The sequence below is a fragment of the Bacillus methanolicus genome (assembly GCF_028888695.1).
Taxonomy (GTDB): Bacteria; Bacillota; Bacilli; order Bacillales; family Cytobacillaceae; genus Bacillus_Z; species Bacillus_Z methanolicus_B.
Genome location: NZ_PNFF01000001.1, coordinates 2,319,710 through 2,343,374, shown reverse-complemented (window position 1 = coordinate 2,343,374; position 23,665 = coordinate 2,319,710). Strand labels below are relative to the sequence as shown.

23 protein-coding genes and 13 tRNA genes are annotated in these 23,665 nt (G+C 39.8%); 28 read left to right on the top strand and 8 right to left on the bottom strand.

Annotated features, from left to right (window positions below; translation table 11 throughout):
• The first annotated feature begins 9 nt into the window (after positions 1 to 9).
• From C0966_RS11755 to C0966_RS11695, 13 genes are all read left to right on the top strand, one after another.
• A tRNA-Ala gene (locus tag C0966_RS11755) sits at positions 10 to 85 on the top strand.
• Between the two features lie 18 nt (positions 86 to 103).
• A tRNA-Met gene (locus C0966_RS11750) sits at positions 104 to 180 on the top strand.
• A 6-nt stretch (positions 181 to 186) separates the two neighbouring features.
• A tRNA-Ile gene (locus C0966_RS11745) sits at positions 187 to 263 on the top strand.
• A 10-nt stretch (positions 264 to 273) separates the two neighbouring features.
• A tRNA-Ser gene (locus C0966_RS11740) sits at positions 274 to 366 on the top strand.
• A gap of 180 nt (positions 367 to 546) precedes the next feature.
• A tRNA-Met gene (locus C0966_RS11735) sits at positions 547 to 620 on the top strand.
• Between the two features lie 3 nt (positions 621 to 623).
• Positions 624 to 699 (top strand) — tRNA-Asp (locus tag C0966_RS11730).
• A 166-nt stretch (positions 700 to 865) separates the two neighbouring features.
• Positions 866 to 941 (top strand) — tRNA-Phe (locus C0966_RS11725).
• 36 nt (positions 942 to 977) lie between these two features.
• Positions 978 to 1,053: transfer RNA gene (locus tag C0966_RS11720), tRNA-His, on the top strand.
• Positions 1,054 to 1,069: 16 nt separating this feature from the next.
• A tRNA-Gly gene (locus tag C0966_RS11715) sits at positions 1,070 to 1,143 on the top strand.
• A gap of 9 nt (positions 1,144 to 1,152) precedes the next feature.
• Positions 1,153 to 1,229, top strand: a tRNA-Ile gene (locus C0966_RS11710).
• Between the two features lies 1 nt (position 1,230).
• Positions 1,231 to 1,305: transfer RNA gene (locus C0966_RS11705), tRNA-Asn, on the top strand.
• Positions 1,306 to 1,308: 3 nt separating this feature from the next.
• A tRNA-Ser gene (locus C0966_RS11700) sits at positions 1,309 to 1,399 on the top strand.
• Positions 1,400 to 1,403: 4 nt separating this feature from the next.
• Positions 1,404 to 1,475 (top strand) — tRNA-Glu (locus tag C0966_RS11695).
• Positions 1,476 to 1,537: 62 nt separating this feature from the next.
• Here the strand turns inward: C0966_RS11695 and C0966_RS11690 are convergent.
• Entirely contained in the window at positions 1,538 to 1,732 is a 195-nt protein-coding gene (locus tag C0966_RS11690) for a hypothetical protein (protein WP_274855678.1), read from the bottom strand.
• Positions 1,733 to 1,959: 227 nt separating this feature from the next.
• On the opposite strand from C0966_RS11690, the gene glgB reads away from it, so the two are divergent.
• From glgB to C0966_RS11665, 5 genes are read left to right on the top strand one after another with little or no spacing between them, the layout of a single operon-like run.
• Positions 1,960 to 3,906 (top strand): 1,4-alpha-glucan branching protein GlgB, encoded by a 1,947-nt coding sequence (gene glgB / locus C0966_RS11685; RefSeq protein ID WP_274855676.1) that lies wholly within the window; start codon positions 1,960 to 1,962, stop codon positions 3,904 to 3,906.
• Positions 3,848 to 4,993: a glucose-1-phosphate adenylyltransferase gene (locus C0966_RS11680; protein ID WP_274855675.1), complete on the top strand. Its 1,146-nt coding sequence runs from the start codon at positions 3,848 to 3,850 to the stop codon at positions 4,991 to 4,993. The genes glgB and C0966_RS11680 overlap by 59 nt, the downstream gene beginning before the upstream one ends.
• 29 nt (positions 4,994 to 5,022) lie before the next feature.
• Positions 5,023 to 6,051, top strand: coding sequence for a sugar phosphate nucleotidyltransferase (locus C0966_RS11675; protein ID WP_274855673.1), 1,029 nt, complete (start codon positions 5,023 to 5,025; stop codon positions 6,049 to 6,051).
• Positions 6,048 to 7,499, top strand: coding sequence for a glycogen synthase GlgA (gene glgA, locus C0966_RS11670; protein WP_274855672.1), 1,452 nt, complete (start codon positions 6,048 to 6,050; stop codon positions 7,497 to 7,499). Before C0966_RS11675 ends, glgA begins: the two co-directional genes overlap by 4 nt.
• Positions 7,489 to 9,900 carry a glycogen/starch/alpha-glucan phosphorylase gene (locus C0966_RS11665; protein ID WP_274855671.1) on the top strand — a complete coding sequence of 804 codons (2,412 nt, stop codon included), beginning with the start codon at positions 7,489 to 7,491 and terminating at the stop codon, positions 9,898 to 9,900. Before glgA ends, C0966_RS11665 begins: the two co-directional genes overlap by 11 nt.
• Positions 9,901 to 9,960: 60 nt before the next feature.
• Here the strand turns inward: C0966_RS11665 and C0966_RS11660 are convergent, their stop codons facing one another.
• The gene (locus C0966_RS11660; RefSeq protein ID WP_274855669.1) at positions 9,961 to 10,893 is read right to left on the bottom strand and encodes a 1,4-dihydroxy-2-naphthoate polyprenyltransferase; all 933 of its coding nucleotides are present in this window, start codon (positions 10,891 to 10,893) and stop codon (positions 9,961 to 9,963) included.
• Positions 10,894 to 11,269: 376 nt separating this feature from the next.
• Between C0966_RS11660 and C0966_RS11655 the strand changes: the two genes are divergently transcribed.
• The 5 genes from C0966_RS11655 to C0966_RS11635 all read left to right on the top strand — a co-directional run bounded on the left by C0966_RS11655 (position 11,270) and on the right by C0966_RS11635 (position 17,804).
• Complete coding sequence (locus tag C0966_RS11655; RefSeq protein ID WP_274855667.1) at positions 11,270 to 12,673, top strand: isochorismate synthase; 1,404 nt, start codon at positions 11,270 to 11,272, stop codon at positions 12,671 to 12,673.
• Positions 12,673 to 14,421, top strand: a complete 1,749-nt coding sequence (menD, locus tag C0966_RS11650) for a 2-succinyl-5-enolpyruvyl-6-hydroxy-3-cyclohexene-1-carboxylic-acid synthase (RefSeq protein ID WP_274855666.1) — start codon at positions 12,673 to 12,675, stop codon at positions 14,419 to 14,421. The genes C0966_RS11655 and menD overlap by 1 nt, the downstream gene beginning before the upstream one ends.
• Positions 14,421 to 15,242, top strand: coding sequence for a 2-succinyl-6-hydroxy-2,4-cyclohexadiene-1-carboxylate synthase (gene menH, locus C0966_RS11645; protein WP_274855665.1), 822 nt, complete (start codon positions 14,421 to 14,423; stop codon positions 15,240 to 15,242). The genes menD and menH overlap by 1 nt, the downstream gene beginning before the upstream one ends.
• Positions 15,243 to 15,380: 138 nt before the next feature.
• Positions 15,381 to 16,199 carry a 1,4-dihydroxy-2-naphthoyl-CoA synthase gene (menB, locus tag C0966_RS11640; protein ID WP_274855664.1) on the top strand — a complete coding sequence of 273 codons (819 nt, stop codon included), beginning with the start codon at positions 15,381 to 15,383 and terminating at the stop codon, positions 16,197 to 16,199.
• Between the two features lie 126 nt (positions 16,200 to 16,325).
• Positions 16,326 to 17,804 carry an o-succinylbenzoate--CoA ligase gene (locus tag C0966_RS11635; protein ID WP_274855663.1) on the top strand — a complete coding sequence of 493 codons (1,479 nt, stop codon included), beginning with the start codon at positions 16,326 to 16,328 and terminating at the stop codon, positions 17,802 to 17,804.
• 105 nt (positions 17,805 to 17,909) lie between these two features.
• Here C0966_RS11635 and C0966_RS11630 read toward each other — a convergent pair whose 3' ends face one another.
• Together C0966_RS11630 and C0966_RS11625 are read right to left on the bottom strand one after the other, a co-directional pair.
• A complete protein-coding gene (locus C0966_RS11630) occupies positions 17,910 to 18,068 on the bottom strand; it encodes a DUF1540 domain-containing protein (protein WP_274855661.1) in 159 nt (52 codons plus the stop codon).
• Positions 18,069 to 18,221: 153 nt separating this feature from the next.
• A complete protein-coding gene (locus tag C0966_RS11625; RefSeq protein WP_274855660.1) occupies positions 18,222 to 19,259 on the bottom strand; it encodes a metal ABC transporter solute-binding protein, Zn/Mn family in 1,038 nt (345 codons plus the stop codon).
• Positions 19,260 to 19,482: 223 nt separating this feature from the next.
• On the opposite strand from C0966_RS11625, the gene C0966_RS11620 reads away from it, so the two are divergent.
• Positions 19,483 to 20,046 carry a beta-class carbonic anhydrase gene (locus tag C0966_RS11620; protein WP_274855659.1) on the top strand — a complete coding sequence of 188 codons (564 nt, stop codon included), beginning with the start codon at positions 19,483 to 19,485 and terminating at the stop codon, positions 20,044 to 20,046.
• Here the strand turns inward: C0966_RS11620 and yidD are convergent.
• On the bottom strand, positions 20,043 to 20,273 hold the full coding sequence (yidD, locus tag C0966_RS11615; protein WP_274855657.1) for a membrane protein insertion efficiency factor YidD: 231 nt from the start codon (positions 20,271 to 20,273) through the stop codon (positions 20,043 to 20,045). The genes C0966_RS11620 and yidD overlap by 4 nt on opposite strands.
• Before the next feature lie 140 nt (positions 20,274 to 20,413).
• On the opposite strand from yidD, the gene C0966_RS11610 reads away from it, so the two are divergent.
• A complete protein-coding gene (locus C0966_RS11610; RefSeq protein ID WP_274855655.1) occupies positions 20,414 to 20,887 on the top strand; it encodes an S-ribosylhomocysteine lyase in 474 nt (157 codons plus the stop codon).
• Between the two features lie 283 nt (positions 20,888 to 21,170).
• Here C0966_RS11610 and cotJC read toward each other — a convergent pair whose 3' ends face one another.
• The 3 genes from cotJC to C0966_RS11595 are packed head-to-tail and all read right to left on the bottom strand — an operon-like array spanning position 21,171 to position 22,264.
• The gene (cotJC, locus tag C0966_RS11605; RefSeq protein ID WP_274855653.1) at positions 21,171 to 21,740 is read right to left on the bottom strand and encodes a spore coat protein CotJC; all 570 of its coding nucleotides are present in this window, start codon (positions 21,738 to 21,740) and stop codon (positions 21,171 to 21,173) included.
• A gap of 18 nt (positions 21,741 to 21,758) precedes the next feature.
• Positions 21,759 to 22,019: a spore coat protein CotJB gene (locus C0966_RS11600; protein WP_274855651.1), complete on the bottom strand. Its 261-nt coding sequence runs from the start codon at positions 22,017 to 22,019 to the stop codon at positions 21,759 to 21,761.
• Positions 22,016 to 22,264: a spore coat associated protein CotJA gene (locus C0966_RS11595; RefSeq protein ID WP_274855650.1), complete on the bottom strand. Its 249-nt coding sequence runs from the start codon at positions 22,262 to 22,264 to the stop codon at positions 22,016 to 22,018. Before C0966_RS11595 ends, C0966_RS11600 begins: the two co-directional genes overlap by 4 nt.
• A 151-nt stretch (positions 22,265 to 22,415) precedes the next feature.
• Here C0966_RS11595 and C0966_RS11590 point away from each other — a divergent pair, with 151 nt between their 5' ends.
• From C0966_RS11590 to C0966_RS11580, 3 genes are all read left to right on the top strand, one after another.
• Positions 22,416 to 22,856, top strand: a complete 441-nt coding sequence (locus C0966_RS11590) for a Dps family protein (protein ID WP_274855649.1) — start codon at positions 22,416 to 22,418, stop codon at positions 22,854 to 22,856.
• A 126-nt stretch (positions 22,857 to 22,982) separates the two neighbouring features.
• Positions 22,983 to 23,414: a sulfurtransferase gene (locus C0966_RS11585; protein WP_274855647.1), complete on the top strand. Its 432-nt coding sequence runs from the start codon at positions 22,983 to 22,985 to the stop codon at positions 23,412 to 23,414.
• On the top strand, positions 23,393 to 23,653 hold the full coding sequence (locus C0966_RS11580; RefSeq protein WP_274855646.1) for a metal-sensitive transcriptional regulator: 261 nt from the start codon (positions 23,393 to 23,395) through the stop codon (positions 23,651 to 23,653). The genes C0966_RS11585 and C0966_RS11580 overlap by 22 nt, the downstream gene beginning before the upstream one ends.
• Positions 23,654 to 23,665: the final 12 nt, after the last annotated feature.

Sequence of the window (23,665 nt, the reverse complement as noted above, 5' to 3'; positions counted from 1 at the left end):
TTAAAGAATGGGGCCTTAGCTCAGCTGGGAGAGCGCCTGCTTTGCACGCAGGAGGTCAGCGGTTCGATCCCGCTAGGCTCCACCATAAAAAAGATATGTTTTTGGCGGCGTAGCTCAGCTGGCTAGAGCGTACGGTTCATACCCGTGAGGTCGTGGGTTCGATTCCCTCCGCCGCTACCAAATAGAGGACCTTTAGCTCAGCTGGTTAGAGCAGACGGCTCATAACCGTCCGGTCGTAGGTTCGAGTCCTACAAGGTCCACCATTTATAATACGGAGGAATACCCAAGTCTGGCTGAAGGGATCGGTCTTGAAAACCGACAGGGGTGTCAAAGCCCGCGGGGGTTCGAATCCCTCTTCCTCCGCCATATCACTTAATAATTTTATTATAAATATAATATTATCGACGCGGGGTGGAGCAACGAGCGTTACTTCACTGAATAACTGCGAGTTGTACCGACCGAACAGCTTCTTGTATTTCTTTCTGAGGTCGGGACAGTCCGAAAGCTAAAATAGGCGCATGGACAAAATGAATAAAATAACATCGACGCGGGGTGGAGCAGTCCGGTAGCTCGTCGGGCTCATAACCCGAAGGTCGCAGGTTCAAATCCTGCCCCCGCAATTTGGTCCCGTAGTGTAGCGGTTAACATGCCTGCCTGTCACGCAGGAGATCGCGGGTTCGATTCCCGTCGGGACCGCCACCTAAATAGGCAACAAGCAACAATAAGTATTGATTTGTAGCTCAGTCGGTAGAGCAGATTGCACACATCATTGATCAGTTTCGGCGGCAATCTGCGAGAAAGATCGGAAGATCCTTTGAGCAAAGGACTGTGTGAAACTAGATGTTAAGTGAACAAAAATAAGAATGGCTCGGTAGCTCAGTCGGTAGAGCAAAGGACTGAAAATCCTTGTGTCGGCGGTTCGATTCCGTCCCGAGCCACCATTTTTAGCCGTTAACTGCTTGTACTTTTTAATGATGGCGGCTATGGCGAAGTGGTTAACGCATCGGATTGTGGCTCCGACATTCGTGGGTTCGATTCCCACTAGTCGCCCCATCAAAAAAATAAATACGCGGGTGTAGTTTAGTGGTAAAACCACAGCCTTCCAAGCTGTTGTCGTGGGTTCGATTCCCATCACCCGCTCCAACACAAAATGGGCCTATAGCTCAGCTGGTTAGAGCGCACGCCTGATAAGCGTGAGGTCGATGGTTCAAGTCCATTTAGGCCCACCATTCCGCAGTAGCTCAGTGGTAGAGCATTCGGCTGTTAACCGAACGGTCGTAGGTTCGAATCCTACCTGCGGAGCCATATGGAGAAGTACTCAAGTGGCTGAAGAGGCGCCCCTGCTAAGGGTGTAGGTCGGGTAACCGGCGCGAGGGTTCAAATCCCTCCTTCTCCGCCATTAAGGCCCGTTGGTCAAGTGGTTAAGACACCGCCCTTTCACGGCGGTAACACGGGTTCGAATCCCGTACGGGTCATATTAAAAAAGCTGTTGACTATGTGTCAACAGCTTTTCTTATTTTATAGCTTATTTTTGTTATTAATCAATCAGCCGATCATCTTTTTTAGGCAATGATCTGTTCGGGTTGTCCAAGTCAAATTCTGAAGTAATTCCTGTATAAGGACCGCGAAATTGATCCCCTATCGCTAATATTTTTCTGTCTGGTGCTTCGAAATAAGGTTTGATTTCTTCTGGGTGTTCTTGCATTAATTTTTTATCTTCCTCGTTTGTCATAAAAATTATTATTCTCCTTTCAGTTTACGTGTTATTTTATTAACTTATTTTGTCTCGATGCGTAAAAAAATATGCCGAAACATAGCGATATTGGATTTGATGTGACGAATTTTAACAAAACAATGAAGTTATTGTCAAAAAATTTAAAAATGTTTTACAAGGAATTTTTTTTCATAAATCGAATATAACAGGAAAGTAGGTGAAATTAGGATAGGATGGAGACATAGATGAAATTAGATACGTTTTTTCCTACAGATTATCAAATCCATTTATATCACGAGGGTACATTGTTTGAAAGTTATCGTTTGTTTGGGGCACACCTTGTTAAAGTGAACGAAAAGATTTGGACAAGGTTTTGTGTCTGGGCTCCAAATGCTGAAATTATCAGATTAGTCGGTGATTTTAATAATTGGAATGGAGAAGGGTATACCTTTCATAGAGTAAATAATGATGGGATCTGGATGCTCTTGGTGGAGGAAAACTTGGAAGGTTGTCTTTATAAGTATGAAGTGTTTACGAAACAGGGAGAACGGCTCTTAAAGTCTGATCCGTTTGCTTTTTATTCGGAACTTCGTCCAAACACTGCATCGATTGTATATTCCCTTGAAGGATTTACCTGGAACGATCATGCATGGAAATTAAAGAAAATGAAAAAACCGGTCTATTCAGAGCCAGTCATGATTTATGAGGTGCACGCAGGATCGTGGAAAAAGAAACACGATGGAAGTTTTCTTACATATCGAGAATTGGCTGATGAATTGATTCCTTATGTACGGGAACATGGATATTCGCATATAGAATTGCTCCCTCTTGTGGAGCACCCACTCGACGACTCATGGGGTTACCAAGGAACTGGGTATTTCTCGGTAACAAGCAGATATGGAACTCCCCATGATTTCATGTATTTCGTTGATCAATGCCACCAGAATGACATTGGGGTCATACTTGATTGGGTGCCCGGCCATTTTTGCAAAGACAGCCATGGACTTTATCGGTTTGATGGAACACATCTGTATGAATATCAAAATATTCATGACCGTGAAAATCCGGTCTGGGGTACTGCAAATTTTGATCTCGGGAAGACGGAAGTTCAAAGTTTTCTTATTTCGAATGCTTTGTTTTGGATGGATTATTTTCATATTGACGGTTTTCGGGTTGATGCTGTGGCCAATATCATCTATTGGCCGAATTCAGAAGGAAAACATGCCAATCCTTATGGCATCGACTTTCTAAAAAAATTAAATAAAGTGATTTTTCAACACGATCCAACCATTCTTATGATTGCAGAGGATTCTACAGATTGGCCGCAGGTGACTGCTCCTGTTCATTACGGCGGCCTTGGATTTAACTACAAATGGAATATGGGCTGGATGAATGACATATTGGAATACATGGAGACTCCTTCTGATTCTAGGTCTTCTAAACACAATAAAGTAACCTTTTCGCTTCTTTATGCTTTTTCAGAAAACTTTATTTTGCCGTTTTCCCATGATGAAGTTGTCCACGGAAAAAAATCTTTGCTGGATAAAATGCCGGGGGATTACTGGCAGAAATTTGCGCAGCTCCGTTTGTTGTTAGGGTACATGGCTTGCCACCCGGGAAAAAAGCTTTTGTTTATGGGTACAGAACTCGGCCAGTTTTCCGAATGGAAAGACAAGGAACAGTTAGATTGGAATCTGCTAGACTATGAGATGCATAAGAAGATGAATACTTATGTGAAAGAGCTTTTTCATATTTATAACCGCTCTAAGCCCCTTTATCAACTTGATCATATGAGCGAAGGGTTTGAGTGGGTCGATGTAAACAATTATCAGCAATCAATATTTTCGTTTATCCGAAGGGGAAAAAATTCAGAAGAGTTCCTCGTGATTGTGTGTAATTTTACGTATCAAACCTACCATAATTACAAAATAGGTGTACCAAAGGAAGGAAAATACAAGGAAATACTTAATAGTGACATGGATACCTTTGGCGGTTCAGGCTGTGTGAACAAAAAGGTGTTAAATGCTGTGAAGGAAGAGTTTCATGGTAAGCCATATTCATTGGAAATGACGATCCCGCCATTTGGGATTTCAATATTGCGCCCAGTTAAACAACGAAAGGGGAGAAATCAAAATGGTAAAAAAGAAGTGCGTCGCCATGCTATTGGCAGGAGGGAAAGGGAGCAGGCTTAGTGCACTGACAAAAAACCTTGCAAAACCCGCTGTTCCGTTTGGGGGCAAATACAGGATCATTGATTTTACACTCAGTAATTGTACAAATTCCGGAATTGATACTGTGGGTGTACTAACTCAATATCAGCCTCTTGTTTTAAATTCCTATATTGGGATTGGAAGCGCATGGGACTTGGACAGAAGAAACGGGGGGGTTACAATATTGCCCCCTTACAGTGAATCATCGGAGGTGAAGTGGTACACAGGAACTGCAAGCGCTATTTATCAAAATTTGAATTATTTAACTCAATATGAACCTGAATACGTTCTGATTCTTTCTGGCGATCACATTTATAAAATGAATTACGAATTAATGCTTGAATATCATATCGAAAAAGGGGCAGACGTATCGATTTCAGTTATCGAGGTTCCCTGGGACGAAGCCAGCCGATTTGGCATAATGAATACTAGTGAAGATATGAGAATCATAGAGTTCGAAGAAAAACCGCAAATGCCAAAAAATAATTTAGCATCGATGGGAATTTACATTTTTAATTGGAATATTTTAAAAGAATATTTGGAAATGGATAACCGCAATCCGGAGTCTACGCACGATTTCGGTAAAGATGTGATCCCTTTATTGCTTGAAGAAAAAAAGAAGCTGTACGCTTATCCGTTTAAGGGCTATTGGAAGGATGTCGGTACAGTAAAGAGCCTTTGGGAAGCCAACATGGACTTGCTCGATGAAGAATGCGAACTTAATTTGTTCGATTATTCATGGTGCATCTATTCGATTAATCCGAATCAACCGCCGCAATATATTTCTCCCGAAGCAGAAGTAACTGAATCACTTATAAACGAAGGCTGCACCATCGAAGGAGAAGTTGAAAGGTCAGTTGTATTCCAGGGTGTAACAGTTGAAAAAGGAGCCATCATTCGGGAATCTGTTGTCATGCCAGATGCGGTTATTGGTAAAAATACCTTTATTGAAAAAGCGATCGTACCTTCAAATGTTCGAGTGCCGGATGGAATGGTTATTCGCCCGAATGATAGAAGCGATGAAATAGTTCTCGTAACAGATGAACTCTTAAATGGAATTTATTCGTAAATTAAATCATAATCGGGAGGGACTTCCATTTGAAAAAAAGACTACTCGGTGTTATTGATGCAACAACTTACTATGATCAATTAGAAGAATTGATTGTCCATCGGTCGCTTGCAGCGGTTCCAATTGCCGGCCGTTACCGCCTTATCGACTTTGTCTTGTCGAACATGGTGAATTCTGAAATTGAAAGTGTCGCGATTTTTCCTAAATTTCAGTATAGGTCGTTAATGGACCATTTGGGATCAGGGAAGAACTGGGATTTAAATCGAAAGAGAGACGGATTGTTCTTTTTCCCTTCTCCGACTTTGGATGGATTAAGAAACGGAATCGGGTCTTTTTATCATTTTGCGGCGAACATTGATTATTTTTACCGCAGCAGGCAGGAATATGCGCTGATTGCAAACTGCTTTACAGTATTTAATATGGATTTTCGTCCTGTCTTAGAGTGGCATATCAAAAGCGGATGTGATATTACGGAGATTTTCCATGAAGGAAAGTCGCTTGAAATGTACTTAGTTAAGACATCACTGCTCATCGAATTGATTGAATCTTATGAGAAAACGGGATATACATGCATGAGAGATGTCGTAACGGATATACATCATTCTTATAAGATCTGCAACTATGAATATAAAGGTTTTGCCGTCATGATTAATTCAATAGAAAAGTATTATTCAGCGAGTATGAGCATTCTCGAACCTCCGATTTGGAAACAGCTTTTTCACAAAGAACGGCCAATTTATACAAAAGTGAAGGATGAACCCCCGACAAGGTATTTTAAGGGAGCAAACGTTAAGAACTCTATGATCGCAAACGGATGCTTAATAGAGGGCAAAGTAGAAAATAGTATTATTTTCAGAGGTGTTAAAATTGGAAAAAATTCAATCATAAAAAATAGTATTGTAATGCAAAAATGCCAGATTGGCGATAATTGTGTGTTAGATTCGGTTATCTTAGACAAAGATGTTAAGGTGGAAGAAGGAACTGTTATGGCGGCTAATGCTTCATCACCATATATTATTCGCAAAGGCACTGTACAAGGGGTGTTGATGAACTCGTGAAAGTCCTGTTTATTGTTTCCGAATGTGTTCCTTTTGTAAAATCGGGAGGGCTTGCCGATGTTGCGGGATCCTTGCCGAAGGAATTGAAAAAGCTTGGAACCGATGTCCGTGTCATTTTGCCGAAGTATGGTACAATTTCAGAAAAGTGGAAAAGTTATTTGCGGAAAATTGCTGAATTCAGTGTGCAGGTTGGCTGGAGAAACCAGTACTGCGGGATTGAACAACTTATTTTAGATGGTGTTACATTTTATTTTGTCGATAACGAATATTATTTCAACCGGGACCGTTTATATGGTTTTTTCGATGATGGCGAACGATTTGCGTATTTTAACAGGGCAGTGCTCGAGAGTTTGGCGCATATAGATTTCGATCCTGATATATTGCATTGCCACGACTGGCATACGGGAATGATTCCGTTTCTGCTTCGGGCAGAATATTGCCGTCGAAAAAAATACGTACCAATGAAGACGGTGTTTACTATTCATAATTTGCAGTTTCAGGGCATTTTTCCGAAAGAAATTCTTGGAGATTTGCTTAATTTAAGCGAAAAATACTTTAACAGTGATCAACTCGAGTTTTACGGAAATGTAAATTTCATGAAAGGTGCACTCGTTGCTTCTGATAAAATTACTACGGTAAGTCCGACATATATGCAGGAAATTCAAACTCCGTACTTTGGTGAAAAGTTAGACGGCCTTTTAAGAAAGCGCAAAGAAGATTTGCAAGGGATTTTAAATGGAATTGATGAGCGGTATTATAATCCTGAAAAGGATTCATTCATTTTTGCCAGATATCATAAAAATGATTTAAGCGGCAAATCGGAAAATAAGAAGCGTATCCAAGATTTATTTGGCTTAAGACAGGATGCGAATACACCTATTATCGCAATGATAACTAGGCTGACGAAGCAAAAAGGATTGGATCTCGTTAAATGCGTTTTTCATGAACTGATGGCGGAAAATCTTCAGATGATCGTCCTTGGAACGGGTGAGGATGAGTTTGAAAACTTTTTCCGCGAAATGGCTTATCATTATCCCGAAAAATTCAAAGTGCACATCGGTTTTAATGAAGAACTTGCTCAACAAATATACGCAGGCTCTGATTTGTTTTTAATGCCATCGAAATTTGAACCGTGCGGTCTTGGACAGCTGATCGCCATGAAATATGGATCGATTCCAATCGTGCGGGAAACCGGAGGATTAAATGATACGGTCATGTCCTACCGGGAAGATAACGGTGAAGGGAATGGTTTTTCTTTTACCAATTTTAATGCACACGATATGCTGTATACGATCAAGAGGGCATTACAGTTTTATCAAGATGACATCGTTTGGAAGAAGCTTGTCCGCCGAGCTATGGGTTTAGATTACAGTTGGGCGCAATCCGCTTTCAAATATAACAGCCTCTATGCTGAACTGATCTCAAGGAGTGAAAGCCATGTTTACTAATAAGGAAGAATTTAAAAAAGCTTTTTTACAGAGGCTTGAGATGATGTTTGGCAAAAGCTTTCAAGACAGTACGAGACGGGAACACTTTCAGACGCTCGGCAACATGATTCGTGAATATATCAGCTCTGATTGGATTAAAACAAATGAACAATACCGCGCTTCCGGTGAAAAGCAAGTTTATTACTTATCAATCGAGTTTTTATTAGGGCGCTTGCTTCGGAATAATTTAATGAACCTAGGTATTGAGAATATTGTTTATGAAGGATTACACGAGCTAGGAATCGATTTGGCTGAAGTGGAAGAGGCCGAGGCTGATGCGGGGCTTGGAAACGGCGGGCTGGGCCGATTAGCAGCTTGCTTTCTCGATTCGCTAGCAACATTAAATCTTCCGGGACATGGATTTGGAATTCGTTATAAACATGGCCTATTTGAGCAAAAAATCGTTGATGGATACCAGGTGGAACTCCCCGAGCATTGGCTTCGGAATGGGAATGTTTGGGAAGTGCGGAGAGCCGATTTAGCGGTTGAAGTTCCGTTTTGGGGCAAAGTTGAGGCTGTTTCTGAAGATGGATGCCTGCATTTCCGCCATATCAATGCAGAAAAAGTTACGGCTGTTCCGTACGATTTGCCGATTGTCGGTTATAAGACAAAGACTGTTAATACTTTAAGATTGTGGAGTGCACAGCCTTCGCCGTACCCGGTAAATATAGATGTTTTAAAATATAAACGGGAAACAGAATCTATTTCTGAGTTTTTGTATCCTGATGATACCCATGATGAAGGAAAAATTCTTCGTTTAAAACAGCAATACTTTCTTGTTTCTTCCAGCATTCAATCAATTATACGCTCGTACCTTTCCAAGCACAATAGTTTGCTGGATTTTCATAACCATGTCAGTATTCATATAAATGATACACACCCAGTTCTTGCCATTCCTGAATTAATGAGAATCTTGCTTGATGAAGAAAAAATGGGCTGGGACGAAGCATGGAACATAACAAAAAACACAATTTCATATACAAACCATACAACATTATCAGAAGCGCTGGAAAAGTGGCCAATCCGTATTTTTCAGCCATTGCTCCCGCGTATTTTTATGATTGTAAATGAGATAAACGAACGTTTTTGCAAGGAACTTTGGAACCTTTATCCTGGTGACTGGGAAAGAATTGAAAAGATGGCTATTGTTGCTCATGGTGAAGTGAGAATGGCCCATTTGGCGCTTGCCGGCTGCTACAGTGTAAATGGTGTTGCCAGACTTCACACGGATATTCTTAAAAAACGAGAAATGAACCTTTTTTATGAGGTCTTTCCCGATAAATTTAATAACAAAACAAACGGAATCTCCCACAGAAGGTGGTTGTTAAAGTCAAATTCTGGGCTCGCAAAACTAATTTCGGATACGATCGGTACATCGTGGATAGAATCACCGGCTCAATTGGAAAGACTAATCGAGTACCGCGATGATCCGGCGTTTTTGAAAAAGCTTTTTGAGATAAAAAAAGAGAACAAAAACAGTTTGGCAGCAATAATAAAGGAGAAGACAGGTGTTATTGTCGATCCAAGTTCGATTTTTGATGTCCATGTAAAAAGGCTGCATGCATACAAACGCCAGCTTTTGAACATTCTTCATATTTTGCATCTATACAACCGGATAAAAGAAGATTCAAGTTTCAGTATGTACCCGAGGACGTTCATTTTCGGTGCAAAAGCGTCACCGGGGTATTATTATGCCAAAAAGATAATAAAGCTTATTAATTCAGTCGCCGATAAAATTAACAACGATCCTGATGTAAAGGATCATTTAAAAGTGATTTTCCTTGAGAATTATCGGGTATCGCTTGCAGAAGAAATCTTTCCTGCTGCTGATATTAGCGAGCAAATTTCAACGGCAAGCAAAGAAGCTTCAGGAACGGGCAACATGAAGTTCATGATGAACGGAGCGATTACAGTTGGAACTTTGGATGGCGCAAACATTGAGATTATGGAAAAAGTGGGAGAGGAAAACATCTTTATCTTTGGATTGACGGCTGATGAAGTTCTTCATTATTACCAGCATGGAGGTTACAATTCAAGAGACTACTATCACCACGATTATCGAATCCACCAGGTGCTTGATTCTTTAGTGAACGGATTTTTCCCGGATGCCGAAGGTGAATTTGAAGCAATATACGATTCTTTGATTATGGAAAATGACCAGTATTTTGTTCTTCGGGACTTTGCTTCGTATGTAGATATTCAAAAGAAAGCAGGCGAGGCCTTTGAAGATCAAGATAGATGGCTGAAGATGAGTTTGATGAACATCGCGCATTCAGGCTATTTTTCAAGCGATCGAACGATTGAGGAATATGCAAATGATATTTGGAAAATCAATGCCACTAAGCCAATGATAAATTCGTAAGTCAATGTAAGAGCATGAAAGATCAGCGGGGGTAAAAACTCCCGCTGATATTGTTTCAAATTATAGAATGTAGCCTAAGAATAAGCCAATGGATAATAAAAGTCCGAAGATTGTATTTGTTTGTGCAGTCGCCTTCATGGCCGGCATCATTTGGGCAGGAGCTGTTTTTCCAATAAACCCCTTAGTCGCCTTGACCGCTTTAGGGGCACTTAAAATGACAATAATTGTCCATATTGAAGCTTTTCCGGCAAAAATTAGTCCAAAAACCCATCCGTAGGAAAAAATGAACATTCCTGCGAGCAGGTAAATGGCTTTTTTCCGTCCAAGTAGAATGGCCAGTGTTTTCCGGCCAAATTCTTTATCGCCATCTAAATCTCTTATATTATTAGCTAGCAATATAGCTCCGACGAGAATGGTAATCGGGATGGCTATAAGCACACTTGTAACTGTAATTGTTCCGGTTTGTATATAAAAGGATATTAAAATAATCAATAACCCCATAAAAAATCCTGCGGCAATTTCTCCAAACGGTGTATAGGCGATTGGGAAAGGGCCTCCTGTATATAAATAGCCGGCAGCCATACAAATAAGACCGATCACAGCAAGCCACCAGCTGCTGTTCATGCATATATAGACGCCTAAAAGCAATGAGATTCCATAAAGTCCCAAAGCAATGGCCATTACGGTGCCCGGATGGATTCCATGACGGACAATGGCTCCTCCAATTCCAACGGATTGCTCGTTATCCAGGCCCCTCTTAAAATCATAATACTCATTAAACATATTTGTTGCTGCCTGGATCAGAAGGCTTGCCAAAAGCATTGCAAAAAACAAGCCAAAGTGAATATCGGTTATTTGAATCGCAAGCGCCGTTCCAAGTAAAACAGGAACAAAACCAGCAGTTAATGTATGCGGGCGGGTTAATTGCCACCAAATTCTCCAGTTTTGTTTTTCAATTGCAGGTGAAGAACTTGACTGCATTTGTGATTGCATTGTTCTGTCTCTCCCTTTGTGTAGTAATTGATACAAACTGTTCTATTTTAGCGGAAAAAGACGACAGTGTCAAAATATGTGAATAAATTGTTACAATTTTAAGTGTAGGGTAACAAATAATAGGTGTCAATGACTTTTTTTCGCTAATCTGGTTACACCTGCCAGAGGGGAATAGGTTTGTTTCTTTGGAATGAGTACTATCATGGAAGTTTCTCCAATTTGGTGAATAGGGGAGAAGAGTCATTTATATAATAAGGAAAAAACTAGGTTTAAAATACTGCTTTTATTGACATGTGATTGTCTTGAGGTGTATCTTAGAAGAAGTTTATAACGAATGGATAACAGTCATTGAAGGGCTGTTATTGGGGGGATTTTTTTGGTTACAATTCAAGATTCGGAACTAAAAGAAATGATAGAAAAGGCAATTTCAAAAACTAGAGAATTAGGACGTCCTGTTCTGGTAAGCGAAGTCCAAAAAATCAGCAATATCAAACCCCTTTCTTTATTTGCTGCTGGAAGAGATAAATTTTTAGGCGAACGTTTCTTTTGGAAAGATCCTGCTGGTCAAATGATTTTAGTTGGCTTAGGTATATGTAAACAAATTCAATCGGATCAGGCTTCTGACCGTTTTTTTCATGTTGAAACAGAGTGGAAGCGCTTTATTGATGATTCTGTCATACACAATGAGTACGATCAATGTGGCATTGGCCCAATTATGTTTGGTGGATTTTCGTTCGATCCTTTGAAAGAAAAAACAGAACTTTGGTCCAAATTTTCCAATTCACTTTTTCATATTCCAATTTATATGCTGAGCATCATTAATGGACAAGCATTTTTTACTACTAATATTGTATGCACGCAACATGATCACCCATCAATTATAGAAAAAATTACAAGGGAAAGAGATGAGATTTTAGCATCTATTCATATAGATCACGATTATGGTCTGCCGGAAATAGAACATGAAAATGAAAGTAATCCTAATGAATGGAAAGAAACTGTTGCGAAAGTGGTTAAGGATTTGAAAGACGGGAAATTAAAAAAAGTGGTGCTCGCCAGGGACCTTAGGATTACATTCAATCAGGAAGTCAAAGTGGAAACCGTCCTATCCAGGCTGTTAACAGAACAAAAGGAAAGCTTTGTCTATGCATTTGAATCAAATGGTGACTGTTTTATAAGTGCTTCTCCAGAAAGGCTTGTAAAGAAAAACGGAAAAGATGTGTATTCAGCATGCGTTGCCGGTTCAATTAGCAGGGGAAAAACAGTCGAAGAAGATGAATTGCTGGGAGAAGCACTTTTAAACGATCAAAAAAATTTAATCGAACATCAGTATGTAGTAGAAATGATTCGGGAAGCAATGAAGGAAATTTGTGATGAAGTATTTTTGCCTGACAAACCGAAATTGTTAAAAATAAGGGATATTCAGCATCTTTACACACCAGTTGTCGGCAAAAATAAAAAAAATCACTCTCTATTGCGGTTTGTCGAAAAGCTGCATCCAACACCTGCTTTGGGCGGCTTCCCGAAAGTAGAAGCAATGGCCAAAATAAGGGAAGCAGAGAAGTTGGATCGGGGTTTTTACGCTGCTCCTCTTGGCTGGGTTGATTATAAAGACAACGGTGATTTTGCCGTTTCAATCCGCTCAGGATTAATCCGGGGAAAGAAAGCTTCGCTCTTTGCCGGCTGCGGAGTAGTTGCAGATTCTGATGCAGAAAGTGAATACAAAGAAACAGCCATAAAGTTTCGGCCGATGCTTTCGGCTCTTGGGGGAAGAATATAGTGGATCATCAAGAAAATTTAACTGCATATGTTTCTGCTTTTGTTGCTGAATTAGTAAAAACAGGGGTTCGAGATGTTGTGATCAGTCCTGGTTCAAGGTCTACTCCTATGGCAATGGTGATGGCGGAGCATCCCGATCTTCGCGTCCATATTCATATAGATGAACGGTCAGCTGCTTTTTTTGCCCTTGGAATTGCAAAGTCTTTGCGAAAACCGGTAGCCATATTATGTACATCCGGAACGGCTGCAGCTAATTATTACCCTGCCATTATTGAAGCACAATATTCAAGGGTCCCTCTCATCGTTTTGACTGCCGATCGGCCGCATGAGCTTCGAGATGTAGGAGCGCCGCAAGCAATCGACCAAATTCATTTATTTGGGCATCATGTGAAATGGTTTGTGGAAATGGCTCCGCCGGAAAAAACGGATGAAATGATCCGCTATGCCCGTTCAGTTTGTGCACGTGCTGCTGCAATCGCTTTACGTTCGCCATCTGGCCCTGTACACTTAAATTTTCCATTTCGAGAGCCGCTTGTTCCCAATTTAGGAAAGGAAGATTTATTTGATCTTCCCGAGCGGCCGGATGGCTACGTTTCTGTTGAAACGGGTGAGCTTACTCTTTCAGAAGAAACATATAAGGAACTGGCAGGAATATTCACTCAATATGACAATGGCATTATTGTATGCGGTCCATTGAATGACAAGTTGTTTGCTGAAAACATAACGAAACTAGCAAGCGCATTAAAGTTTCCGATTTTAGCTGATCCACTGTCACAGCTAAGAAGTGGTAAACATTCTAAAGATTTTATTATTGACGCCTACGACACATTTTTACGAAATTCTGACTGCAAAAAAGCGCTAAAACCGGATATCATCATCAGGTTTGGGGCTATGCCTGTTTCTAAGGCGTTATCTATTTTTATAAAAGAAAACATGGATGTTCCGCAGTTTGTGATTGATGGCGGTGCCGGCTGGAGAGACCCGGCAGCAGCAACCAATATGATCCATTGCAATGAAACTGAATTCTGCAAATCGATTGCAAAGTATGTTTCGGAAAAGAATCACCATCCATTTTTAGATAAATGGCTTGAAATAAATGATCTGACGAAGACCGAGCTTTCTAAAATTAACGAAATAGAGGAATTAAGCGAAGGAAAGCTTATTTATCAGCTATCGGATTTAATTCCTGACGGAGCCACACTGTTTGTTGGAAACAGTATGCCAATCAGAGATTTGGATACATTTTTCCATGTTACCGATAAATCCATTCGAATCATGGCAAACAGAGGCGCAAATGGAATCGACGGAATCATTTCAACTGCGATTGGAGCTGCTTCTGTTTTGCAGCCGTTGTACTTAATAGTTGGAGATCTTACTTTTTTTCATGATTTAAATGGCCTGCTTGCTGCGAAACTATATGATATTAATATTAAAATTTTGCTGGTGAATAATAACGGAGGTGGAATTTTTTCCTTCCTTCCTCAAGCAAGCCATCCTAAAAACTTTGAATTATTATTTGGAACGCCGATTGATTTAAACTTTGAACATGCAGTTCGCATGTATAACGGAAAATTCGAAAAAATTACATCCTGGGACCAATTTAAGTCCACTTTCTTGCGGAATATGAATGATTCTGGTTTGACCGTAATGGAAATTCCGACAGCCAGAGACAGAAACGTAACAGAGCATCGAAAATTGTGGAATTATGTTTCCCGGGAAATAAGCAATAAAATCAATGGTGTTTCATGATGAAATATGTTTTAAATGGTGTTCATTACAATGTTGACACATGTGGAGATGGATTTCCGCTGATTTTGCTTCATGGATTCACCGGGGATTCTTCTACATGGAATCCGTTCTGTAAAAGCTGGAGCAACCACTCACGGCTCATCATGATCGACATTATTGGTCACGGCAAAACGGAAAGCCCTGAAGAATCGAATCGTTATCATATTTTGTCTGTGGCAGATGATCTTCATTCTTTAATGGAACAGTTAGGGATTGAAAAGGCAGATATTTTAGGATATTCCATGGGAGGAAGACTTGCTTTAACATTTGCAGTACGGTATCCACATCGGGTCAGAAAATTAATATTGGAAAGTTCATCCCCGGGTCTAATGCTTGAAGAAGAGAGACAAGAACGAAGAATTCAAGATGAGAAATTAGCTGCTTTTATTCTTGAAAAAGGGATAGAACCGTTTATTTCCTACTGGGAAAATATCCCCCTTTTCCTATCACAGCAGACACTTCCAAAGTCCGTTCGTGATCATCTAAGGGAGCAAAGATTGAAAAATTCTAAAATTGGGCTTGCTAACAGTTTAATCGGTATGGGAACCGGAGCCCAGCCTTCGTGGTGGGATGAGCTTGAATATTTATCGCATGGAACGTTATTGATTACCGGTTCTCTCGACCAAAAGTTTTGCGAAATTGCCAAAAAGATGAAAATAAAGATCAAAAATTGTCGATGGATCAATATTAATGGCTGTGGGCATGCAATACATGTGGAAGAACCTAAAAAATTTGGTACAATAGTAAGTGGGTTTTTATCTCATTCAATAGGGCAAAATTGAGCGAGTTCGACAATTTGGGAATATGATCTGATTGGTTCATCATACTATTAGTGGAAATGCAGATAGTACGTTCATAATACAAGTACGCTGCTTGAAGAGCCGTCTTATCAAATGCTAAAAAATAGAGGAGGTTTTAAGATGGCAGTTGAATGGATGCCTGGCCGTCAGTATGAAGATATTATTTATGAAACGTATAACGGCATTGCAAAGATTACAATTAACCGTCCGGAAGTACATAATGCTTTTCGTCCTAAAACAGTAATGGAATTAATCGATGCGTTTGCTTATGCTCGCGATGATCAAAACATTGGAGTGATTATCTTAACCGGTGCTGGGGATAAGGCGTTTTGTTCCGGGGGCGACCAAAAGGTGCGCGGACATGGCGGCTATGTAGGAGAAGACGAAATTCCGCGCTTAAATGTTCTTGATCTGCAGCGCTTAATCCGTGTAATTCCAAAGCCTGTCATCGCGATGGTTAAAGGGTATGCAATCGGCGGCGGCCATGTGCTGCATGTGGTATGTGATTTAACGATTGCTGCGGATAATGCCATTTTTGGACAAACAGGACCGAAAGTCGGGAGCTTTGATGCAGGTTATGGGTCTGGATACCTTGCAAGAATTGTCGGACACAAAAAAGCACGGGAAATCTGGTATTTATGCCGTCAATATAATGCACAGGAAGCACTCGAAATGGGGCTTGTCAATGCTGTTGTTCCACTTGAAAAAGTTGAAGAGGAAACCATTAAATGGTGTGAAGAAATTCTTGAAAAAAGCCCGACTGCTATTCGCTTCTTGAAGGCAGCATTTAATGCAGACACAGATGGTCTTGCGGGTCTTCAGCAGTTTGCAGGGGATGCAACGCTTTTATACTACACAACAGATGAAGCGAAAGAAGGAAGAGATGCGTTTAAAGAAAAACGCAAACCTGACTTCGGCAAGTTCCCTCGCTTTCCTTGATGTTTTAAAATGACGTGAGTTTGATATAGTTTACTTTTCATCACAGCTTGATGGCCTTCCATCAGGCTGTTTTATTATCAAAATGCTTCCCATTCTAGTGGTCTTTAAAGAAAGGTGAGTATCAGCATGATGGAACAAACGATACCAAATTGGCTGAAAAAGCGCGCGTACCTTACCCCCGATCGAATCGCCATCCACTTCCGCGATTCTTCCATTACGTTTCGGGAATTGTTTTATCTTGCTGTTAAAACAGCCGGCCAGCTTTCAGAAGTTGGTTTGAAAAAAGGCCAGTTTGCCGGAGTGCTTCTAAAAAACCACCAGGATACCGTTTTTATTTTGTTTGCGCTGCAGATGCTTGGAATCAAAGCGGTGATTCTTAATAACCGATTAACGCCTGAGGAAATTATTTGGCAGCTTAACGATTCACATTCATCTTATTTGATAACAGAAGAGGCTTTTGATGGACATATAAATGAAATCATTGGAAAAATAAATGATCTTACGATTATAACTAAGCAAAATCTTTTCCAAAGAAAAGGCTCATCCCCTGAAATTCTTGATGAATATCATATGAATGATGTTTGCACGGTCATGTATACTTCCGGTACTACCGGCCATCCGAAAGGAGTATTGCAAACATACGGTAACCATTGGTGGAGTGCGATAGGTTCTGCCCTGAATTTAGGATTATTAGAGACAGATACGTGGCTGTGTGCAGTGCCATTGTTTCATATCAGCGGCTATTCAATCCTTGTACGAAGCATGATTTACGGAATGACAATCGTCCTTCATGAATCATTTGATGAGGAAGAAACAATAAAAGACATTCAAAAGCATAATGTTACGATCATGTCAGTCGTAAGCGTCATGCTAAAACGGATGATCCATTCTCTAAGGGATAAAACTTTGCCGGAGTCCTTTCGCTGCATGTTATTAGGCGGCGGGCCTGCTCCGCTTTCTCTTCTTGAAAAATGTGTTGAAAAAGGAATTCCAGTTTTTCAAACATACGGTATGACGGAAACGGCGTCACAAATTGTGACACTTGCCCCTGAGCATGCCTTGTCGAAACTAGGTTCCGCCGGAAAAGCATTATTCCCTTCAGAGGTAAAAATTGTGAATTTTTCAGGAGAAAAAGCAGCACCGTATGAAGAGGGAGAAATTTATGTGAAAGGCCCTAATGTGACAATCGGGTATATAAATCAGAATCAGGGAACAGAGGATTCGATCCAAAATGGTTGGTTTGCAACAGGAGATATTGGCTATATGGATGAAGAAGGGTTCCTATACGTCCTCGACCGGCGCAAAGATTTGATCATTTCCGGCGGGGAAAACATCTATCCGGCAGAAATTGAAGGAGTGCTGTTGTCTCATCCCGATATAATCGATGCAGGAGTAACCGGACTTCCTGATGAGAAATGGGGACAGGTTCCTGCAGCTGTTATTGTACGGAAAAGCGGATCGCAGCTTTCAGAAGAGGAAGTCATCAGCTTCTGCACTGAAAAGCTAGCGAAATATAAAGTTCCGAAAAAAATCATATTTGCTTCAGAACTTCCGCGCAATGCGGCTAAAAAGCTCTTAAGAAGAAAATTGCCTGACCTGTTTTAATTCGGAGCAAGCGGTGACGAGATGTATCCACAGAGCCCGGCTGGATCCTGTAAAAAATACGAGAAATCAGGCAGAAATTTCATTCTGCCTGATTTTCATTAAATATTAAAGGCCAGCTGGTTTAAATGTTTTGCAATCTGTCTCTTCACTTTTATCTGCCGTTTTTCCTTTATGGCTGACAACGTAAATTTTCTCTGCACTGCAGAGGTTTCCTTGTGCCCAGTACTCGCAGTTGTTCACTTCACAAAGTACATCCTTTGCCAAGTTGTATCACCCCTTTAATGTTGATACAAGATTAGAATCTCATACGATAAGAAAGTTCATACGTAACAGAAAAAGGAAACCATTGTGATAAATCGTATCATTTTTTAAAACAAATAATAAAAGCCCCCGATTTTAACGGAGGCTTTGAAAAATCTATTCATTTAAAGCTTTGTCTAATGTTTCGATATTTTGCTTCATGATCGTAAAATATGTTTTGTTATTTTTTATATCTTCATCAGTCAGAGTCGCTAAATTATGAAGAGTTAACGCTTTCCCCCCGACTTCTTTTTTAACAGTTTCACTCAGCTTCGAATTGAAATTTTGCTCAACTAAAACATATTTTAAATCATGTTCTTTTGCAACAGCTATAATCTCTTCCAATTCTTTTTGTGAAGGCTCGTTAGTAGTGGATAAACCAGAGATACTAATTTGCTCTAAACCATATCGCTTTTCCCAATAACCATACGCTGCATGGGATACAATTATTTCATGGTGTTTGGCTGAGTGGATCGTGTCTTCGAAATCATGATGAAGTTCATCCAATTCTTTTGCCAGTTCTGTATAATTTTTTTCAAATACACTTTTTTGTTCAGGAAGTTTTTCAGACAGGGCATTTTTGATTTCTTCCGCTAATTGCTTAGCATACAATGGATCGAGCCACACGTGAGGATCGATATCCCCATGGTGATGGCCATCATCGTGTCCTCCCTCATGCGAATCCCCTTCTTCATGTGAATGTTCGTCTTCATGGGAATGCTCTTCCTCTGTAGCATGCTCTTCACCTGCATGAGTTTCTTCTTCCCCTTCAGCAGCTTTGGATTCATCAAAGGTAATGTGTTCACCAGCAGCTACTAACGAAACATCTTCATTTTTTAAAATATCTTTCGCTTTATTAACAAAGCCTTCAAGATTTAAGCCAACATAAATAAACAGATCGGCATCTGCTAATTTCATCATATCTTTTTGGGAAGGCTCAAATGTATGTTCATCCGCTCCGGCAGGATAAATCGAATCTACGGAAACGTAATCTCCGCCGATTCTTTCTGTAAAATAAGCAAGTGGATAAATCGTTGTATAGACCGTTAATTTGCTATCATTCTTTTTATTGGTTGAATCAGCTTCATTTCCGCATGCCGATAATAATAAACTCATTGGTAATAATAAGGATATAAGTACAATAAGCTTTTTCATGAACTGCTCCTTTCTAATTTGTAAACCGTATTTATTACGATTTAATAGAGAAAAAAATATGTTTCATAGATTAAAAGTTAATGCGTAATCGTTACGATTTATTACAAAAAGTATCATACAAAAGAAATAATGAAATTGCAAGAGAAAAAAATTGTTTACTTCATGTGTTTTTTGTATTCTAATAAGATGAATAGATATCATTTTCGCGGAAAGGAAGAATCATTTGAAGCTGCTAGATGAAATATTACAATACAATGAACAATTTGTTGCTGAGGAAAAATATAAAGAGTTTGAAACAACGAAATTTCCAAATAAAAAATTGGTAATCTTAACATGTATGGATACAAGATTAATTGAGCTGCTTCCGAAAGCACTTAATGTAGGAAATGGTGACGTGAAGATTGTTAAAAATGCAGGTGCATTGGTTACGCACCCGTTTGGAAGCATCATGAGGAGCTTGCTCGTTGCGGTCTATCAATTGAAGGCAGAGGAAGTGCTTGTAATCGGCCATTATGATTGCGGAATGAGCGGAATGAAAGCGGATGACGTAATTAAAAACATGTATGACAGAGGCATTAAGAAAGAAACGATTGATACCTTAAACTATTCGGGAATAAAAGTAAATGAATGGCTTCAGGGCTTTGAAAATGTTCATGAAAGTGTATTACACAGCGTTAATGTGATAAGAAACCACCCGCTTTTGCCAAAAGATGTTCCCGTCCATGGTTTGGTTATTGATCCGAAGACAGGAAAGCTTGACTTGATTGCAAATGGCTATGGGGTTTAACGTTTCGGCTTTTTATCAGGAACAGGATCGAATCCTCCGGGATGGAACGGATGGCATTTGAGAATACGTTTGATGGTAAGCCAACCTCCTTTGAAAGGCCCAAAGCGCCTGATTGCTTCGAGCCCATAATGGGAGCATGTAGGATAAAAACGGCAGGTCGGGGGTTTTAAAGGTGAAATCACAATTTGATAAAAGCGGATCATTCCAATTAACAGTTTGCCGATCATTGTTAAGTCCTCCTTTTGCTAAAAGTAAAATATCATATTTTGTCCTTCTCGTCTAAATTTGTGAATTTCATTGTAAGTAGATGAAAAAAGTCGGAATTTACGTTATGATAATATTAGATGAAAAAAAGGAGTGAAATCAAATGCCTTCTGTAGAAAGCTTTGAATTAGATCATAATGCTGTAAAAGCCCCTTATGTAAGACATTGCGGTGTTCATAAAGTGGGAAGCGACGGTGTTGTCAATAAATTTGATATTCGTTTTTGCCAGCCAAATAAACAGGCAATGAAGCCTGATGCGATCCATACGCTGGAGCATTTGCTTGCATTTACGATCCGCAAACACGCGGAGAAATATGATCATTTTGATATAATCGATATATCTCCTATGGGCTGCCAAACTGGTTATTATCTCGTTGTGAGCGGAGAGCCGACTGTAGACGAAATCATTGATCTTCTCGAAGATACAATGAAGGAAGCAGTTGAAGTGACTGAAGTGCCTGCTGCGAATGAAAGACAATGCGGTCAGGCCAAGCTGCATGATCTTGAGGGAGCAAAACGATTAATGCGCTTCTGGCTTGAACAAAGCAAAGAAGACTTAAAGCAAGTATTTGCGTAAAGAAATTAAGAAATGATCTTTGTAAAATATCTAATCAGTGATGTTTGTTATGGAAACAAATTACTCAAAATAATATTCTTTAAGAGAGAGGCTGACTCATAAGCAAAGGGTCAGCCCCCTCTAATACAACATATAGAAAAACACTAATAAAACCATTCTATATATTGTCATTTTCAGAGGGAGTCAGACCCTTTTTTCTTTGTTAAACAAACAAGCTGTATTACGTTTAAGAAACACATTGAATCTCAATTTAAGGTTTTTGCACAGAACTAAATAATTTATATTAAAAAACCTTCTTACGATCCCTTTCTTCTTTTAATAGTTCTACTGCTTCGCGGAAACGCTGTGAATGGACGATTTCCCGTTCTCTTAAGAATCGCAAGCTGTCATTTAAGTCGGGGTCATCTGACAAATCGATAAGCCACTGATACGTGGCTCTTGCCTTTTCTTCGGCTGCAATATCTTCATAGAGATCAGCAATCGGATCTCCTTTTGCTTGAATGTATGTAGCCGTAAAAGGGGCTCCTGCTGCGTTTTGATAAAATAGAGCACCATCATGGTTGGCATAATGATCGCCCAACCCTGCTTCTTTTAATTGTTCCGGTGTCGCGTCTTTTGTCAGTTTATAAACCATCGTCGCAATCATTTCAAGATGTGCAAACTCTTCCGTCCCGATATCCGTCAGCAATCCTACTACTTTATCCGGAATCGTATATCGCTGGTTTAAATAACGGAGAGCCGCGGCTAATTCTCCGTCAGCTCCTCCGTATTGCTCGATCAAAAATTTGGCGAGCGTTGGATTACAAGTACTGACTTTAACCGGGTATTGAAGCTTTTTTTCATAAATCCACATGGTTTCTCTCCTCCTTATCTATATTTGCCATGGCCAAGGGGCCGTTCCCCAACTCCAATTTGCATCCGTATAACTGTTCCCGTATTGTTGAAGGGGGCCAAACTTCGATTCAAAAGCACGTTTGAGTTGTTTGCTGTATTTTGCATATTGATTAAACTGCTGTTTCGCTTGATCATCATCCGGATGTGTATCTAAATAAAGAGTCAATTCCACAAGAACAAAATCAATGGCCTGTATTTCTTCTAAACGTTGATAGTATTCCTGAGGCATTTGTTTCATTCTGTGTTCCTCCCTTTTGCTTCATACGGGTTTTCGTAATAATCCCAAAAAGCAGGCCATAAGGTCCCCTTTTTTAACGCTTCTTGAGGCGAGAATTGCTGCATATTCGGGGGCTGAAATCCCATATAAAGATGTGGAGGAGTGGAATAATATTTTACTCCAATAGGTCTGCACGGATCATAAGGGCTATGAAAGGGGCGGTACGCCTTTAAACTTGTAAAGGTTTTATTTCGTTGATCAGTCAATTGACACACCTCATTTTAAAAAAGATTTATTACAATTTTATTCATCGTTAGATTGTCCTAATGACAACGAAAAAGAAGCGGTGCCAAATGATTGTGGACAAGTGGTTTTGTTTATAAAAATTTGGGTATCTTAAAAAGGGAGGTTGATATCATGAGTGAATCACTAATACAAGCTCTAAACAAACAAGTAGCAAACTGGACCGTATTGTATGTAAAGCTTCACAATTATCACTGGTACATAAAAGGCCGCCATTTTTTTACTCTTCATGAAAAATTTGAGGAACTGTATAACGAGGCTGCCGTTTATATTGACGATTTGGCAGAACGCATATTAGCCCTTAAAGGAAAACCGGTGGCAACGATGAAAGAATGCCTTGAAATTTCATCCATTAAAGAAGCAACAGGGATTGAAAAAGAAGAAGATATGGTAAAAACGATTAGCGAGGATTTTTCAAAAATGCTTGGCGAGCTTCAAGATGCGATTCATCTTGCTGAAGAAGCTGATGACGAAGGAACGGCAGATATGCTGATTTCAATTAAGAAAAGTTTGAAGAAACATGTTTGGATGTTCAATGCATACTTAGAACAATAAGAAAATCGTGCAAAGACTATAATTAAAACGAAGGCGGACTCTTATTTTTACAAGTCGGCCTTCGTTTTTTGTGTATGCTTTTCATTTACATCACAATTGACACAATACCCGTATGGGTATAATATAATGTTTGCTGCACAACAATACCTTTGGAGGGTGGTGTTTTTGATTCTCTATTTATTCATATTATCATTCATGCTTTTAGCAGCGAGTATGTATAAACGTTACTATCCTGTTAAAGGCATACCTTGTATACAAAAAGAAAATGGTTTGACGGACAATCATATTACGATATTAGATATCAGGGATTACAATGAAACTACGAGCGATTCACACACCGATTCGCTGAACATCCCTTATGCGTATCTGAAACGTTTTTATAAAGAGATTCCACGTAGCAAAATCCATGTAATAGCTTCTGATAAACTAGAACTGAACTTGGGGCTGCGCTTTTTAATAGGAAATGGGTTTGACATTACCAGTTATGAAATAACAGAATGTCCGTGTAAAAAAACAGAAAAGAGGGGTGTTAGATTATGGAATACGAAAAAAGCATAAAAAATCGTTTAAAGCGAATTGAAGGGCAAATTAAAGGTGTATTAAGTATGATGGAACAAAGGAAAGACTGCAGAGATATTGTTATTCAACTGTCTGCTGCAAGAAATGCTATTGACCGTACAATAGGTGTTATAGTCAGCACGAATCTTGAACATTGTGTGAGAGAAAGTATTGAGAAAGGAGAAGGAACCGAACACCTTGTAAAAGAAGCAGTTGAGTTATTAATCAAAAGCAGATAAGAAAAGTTCATC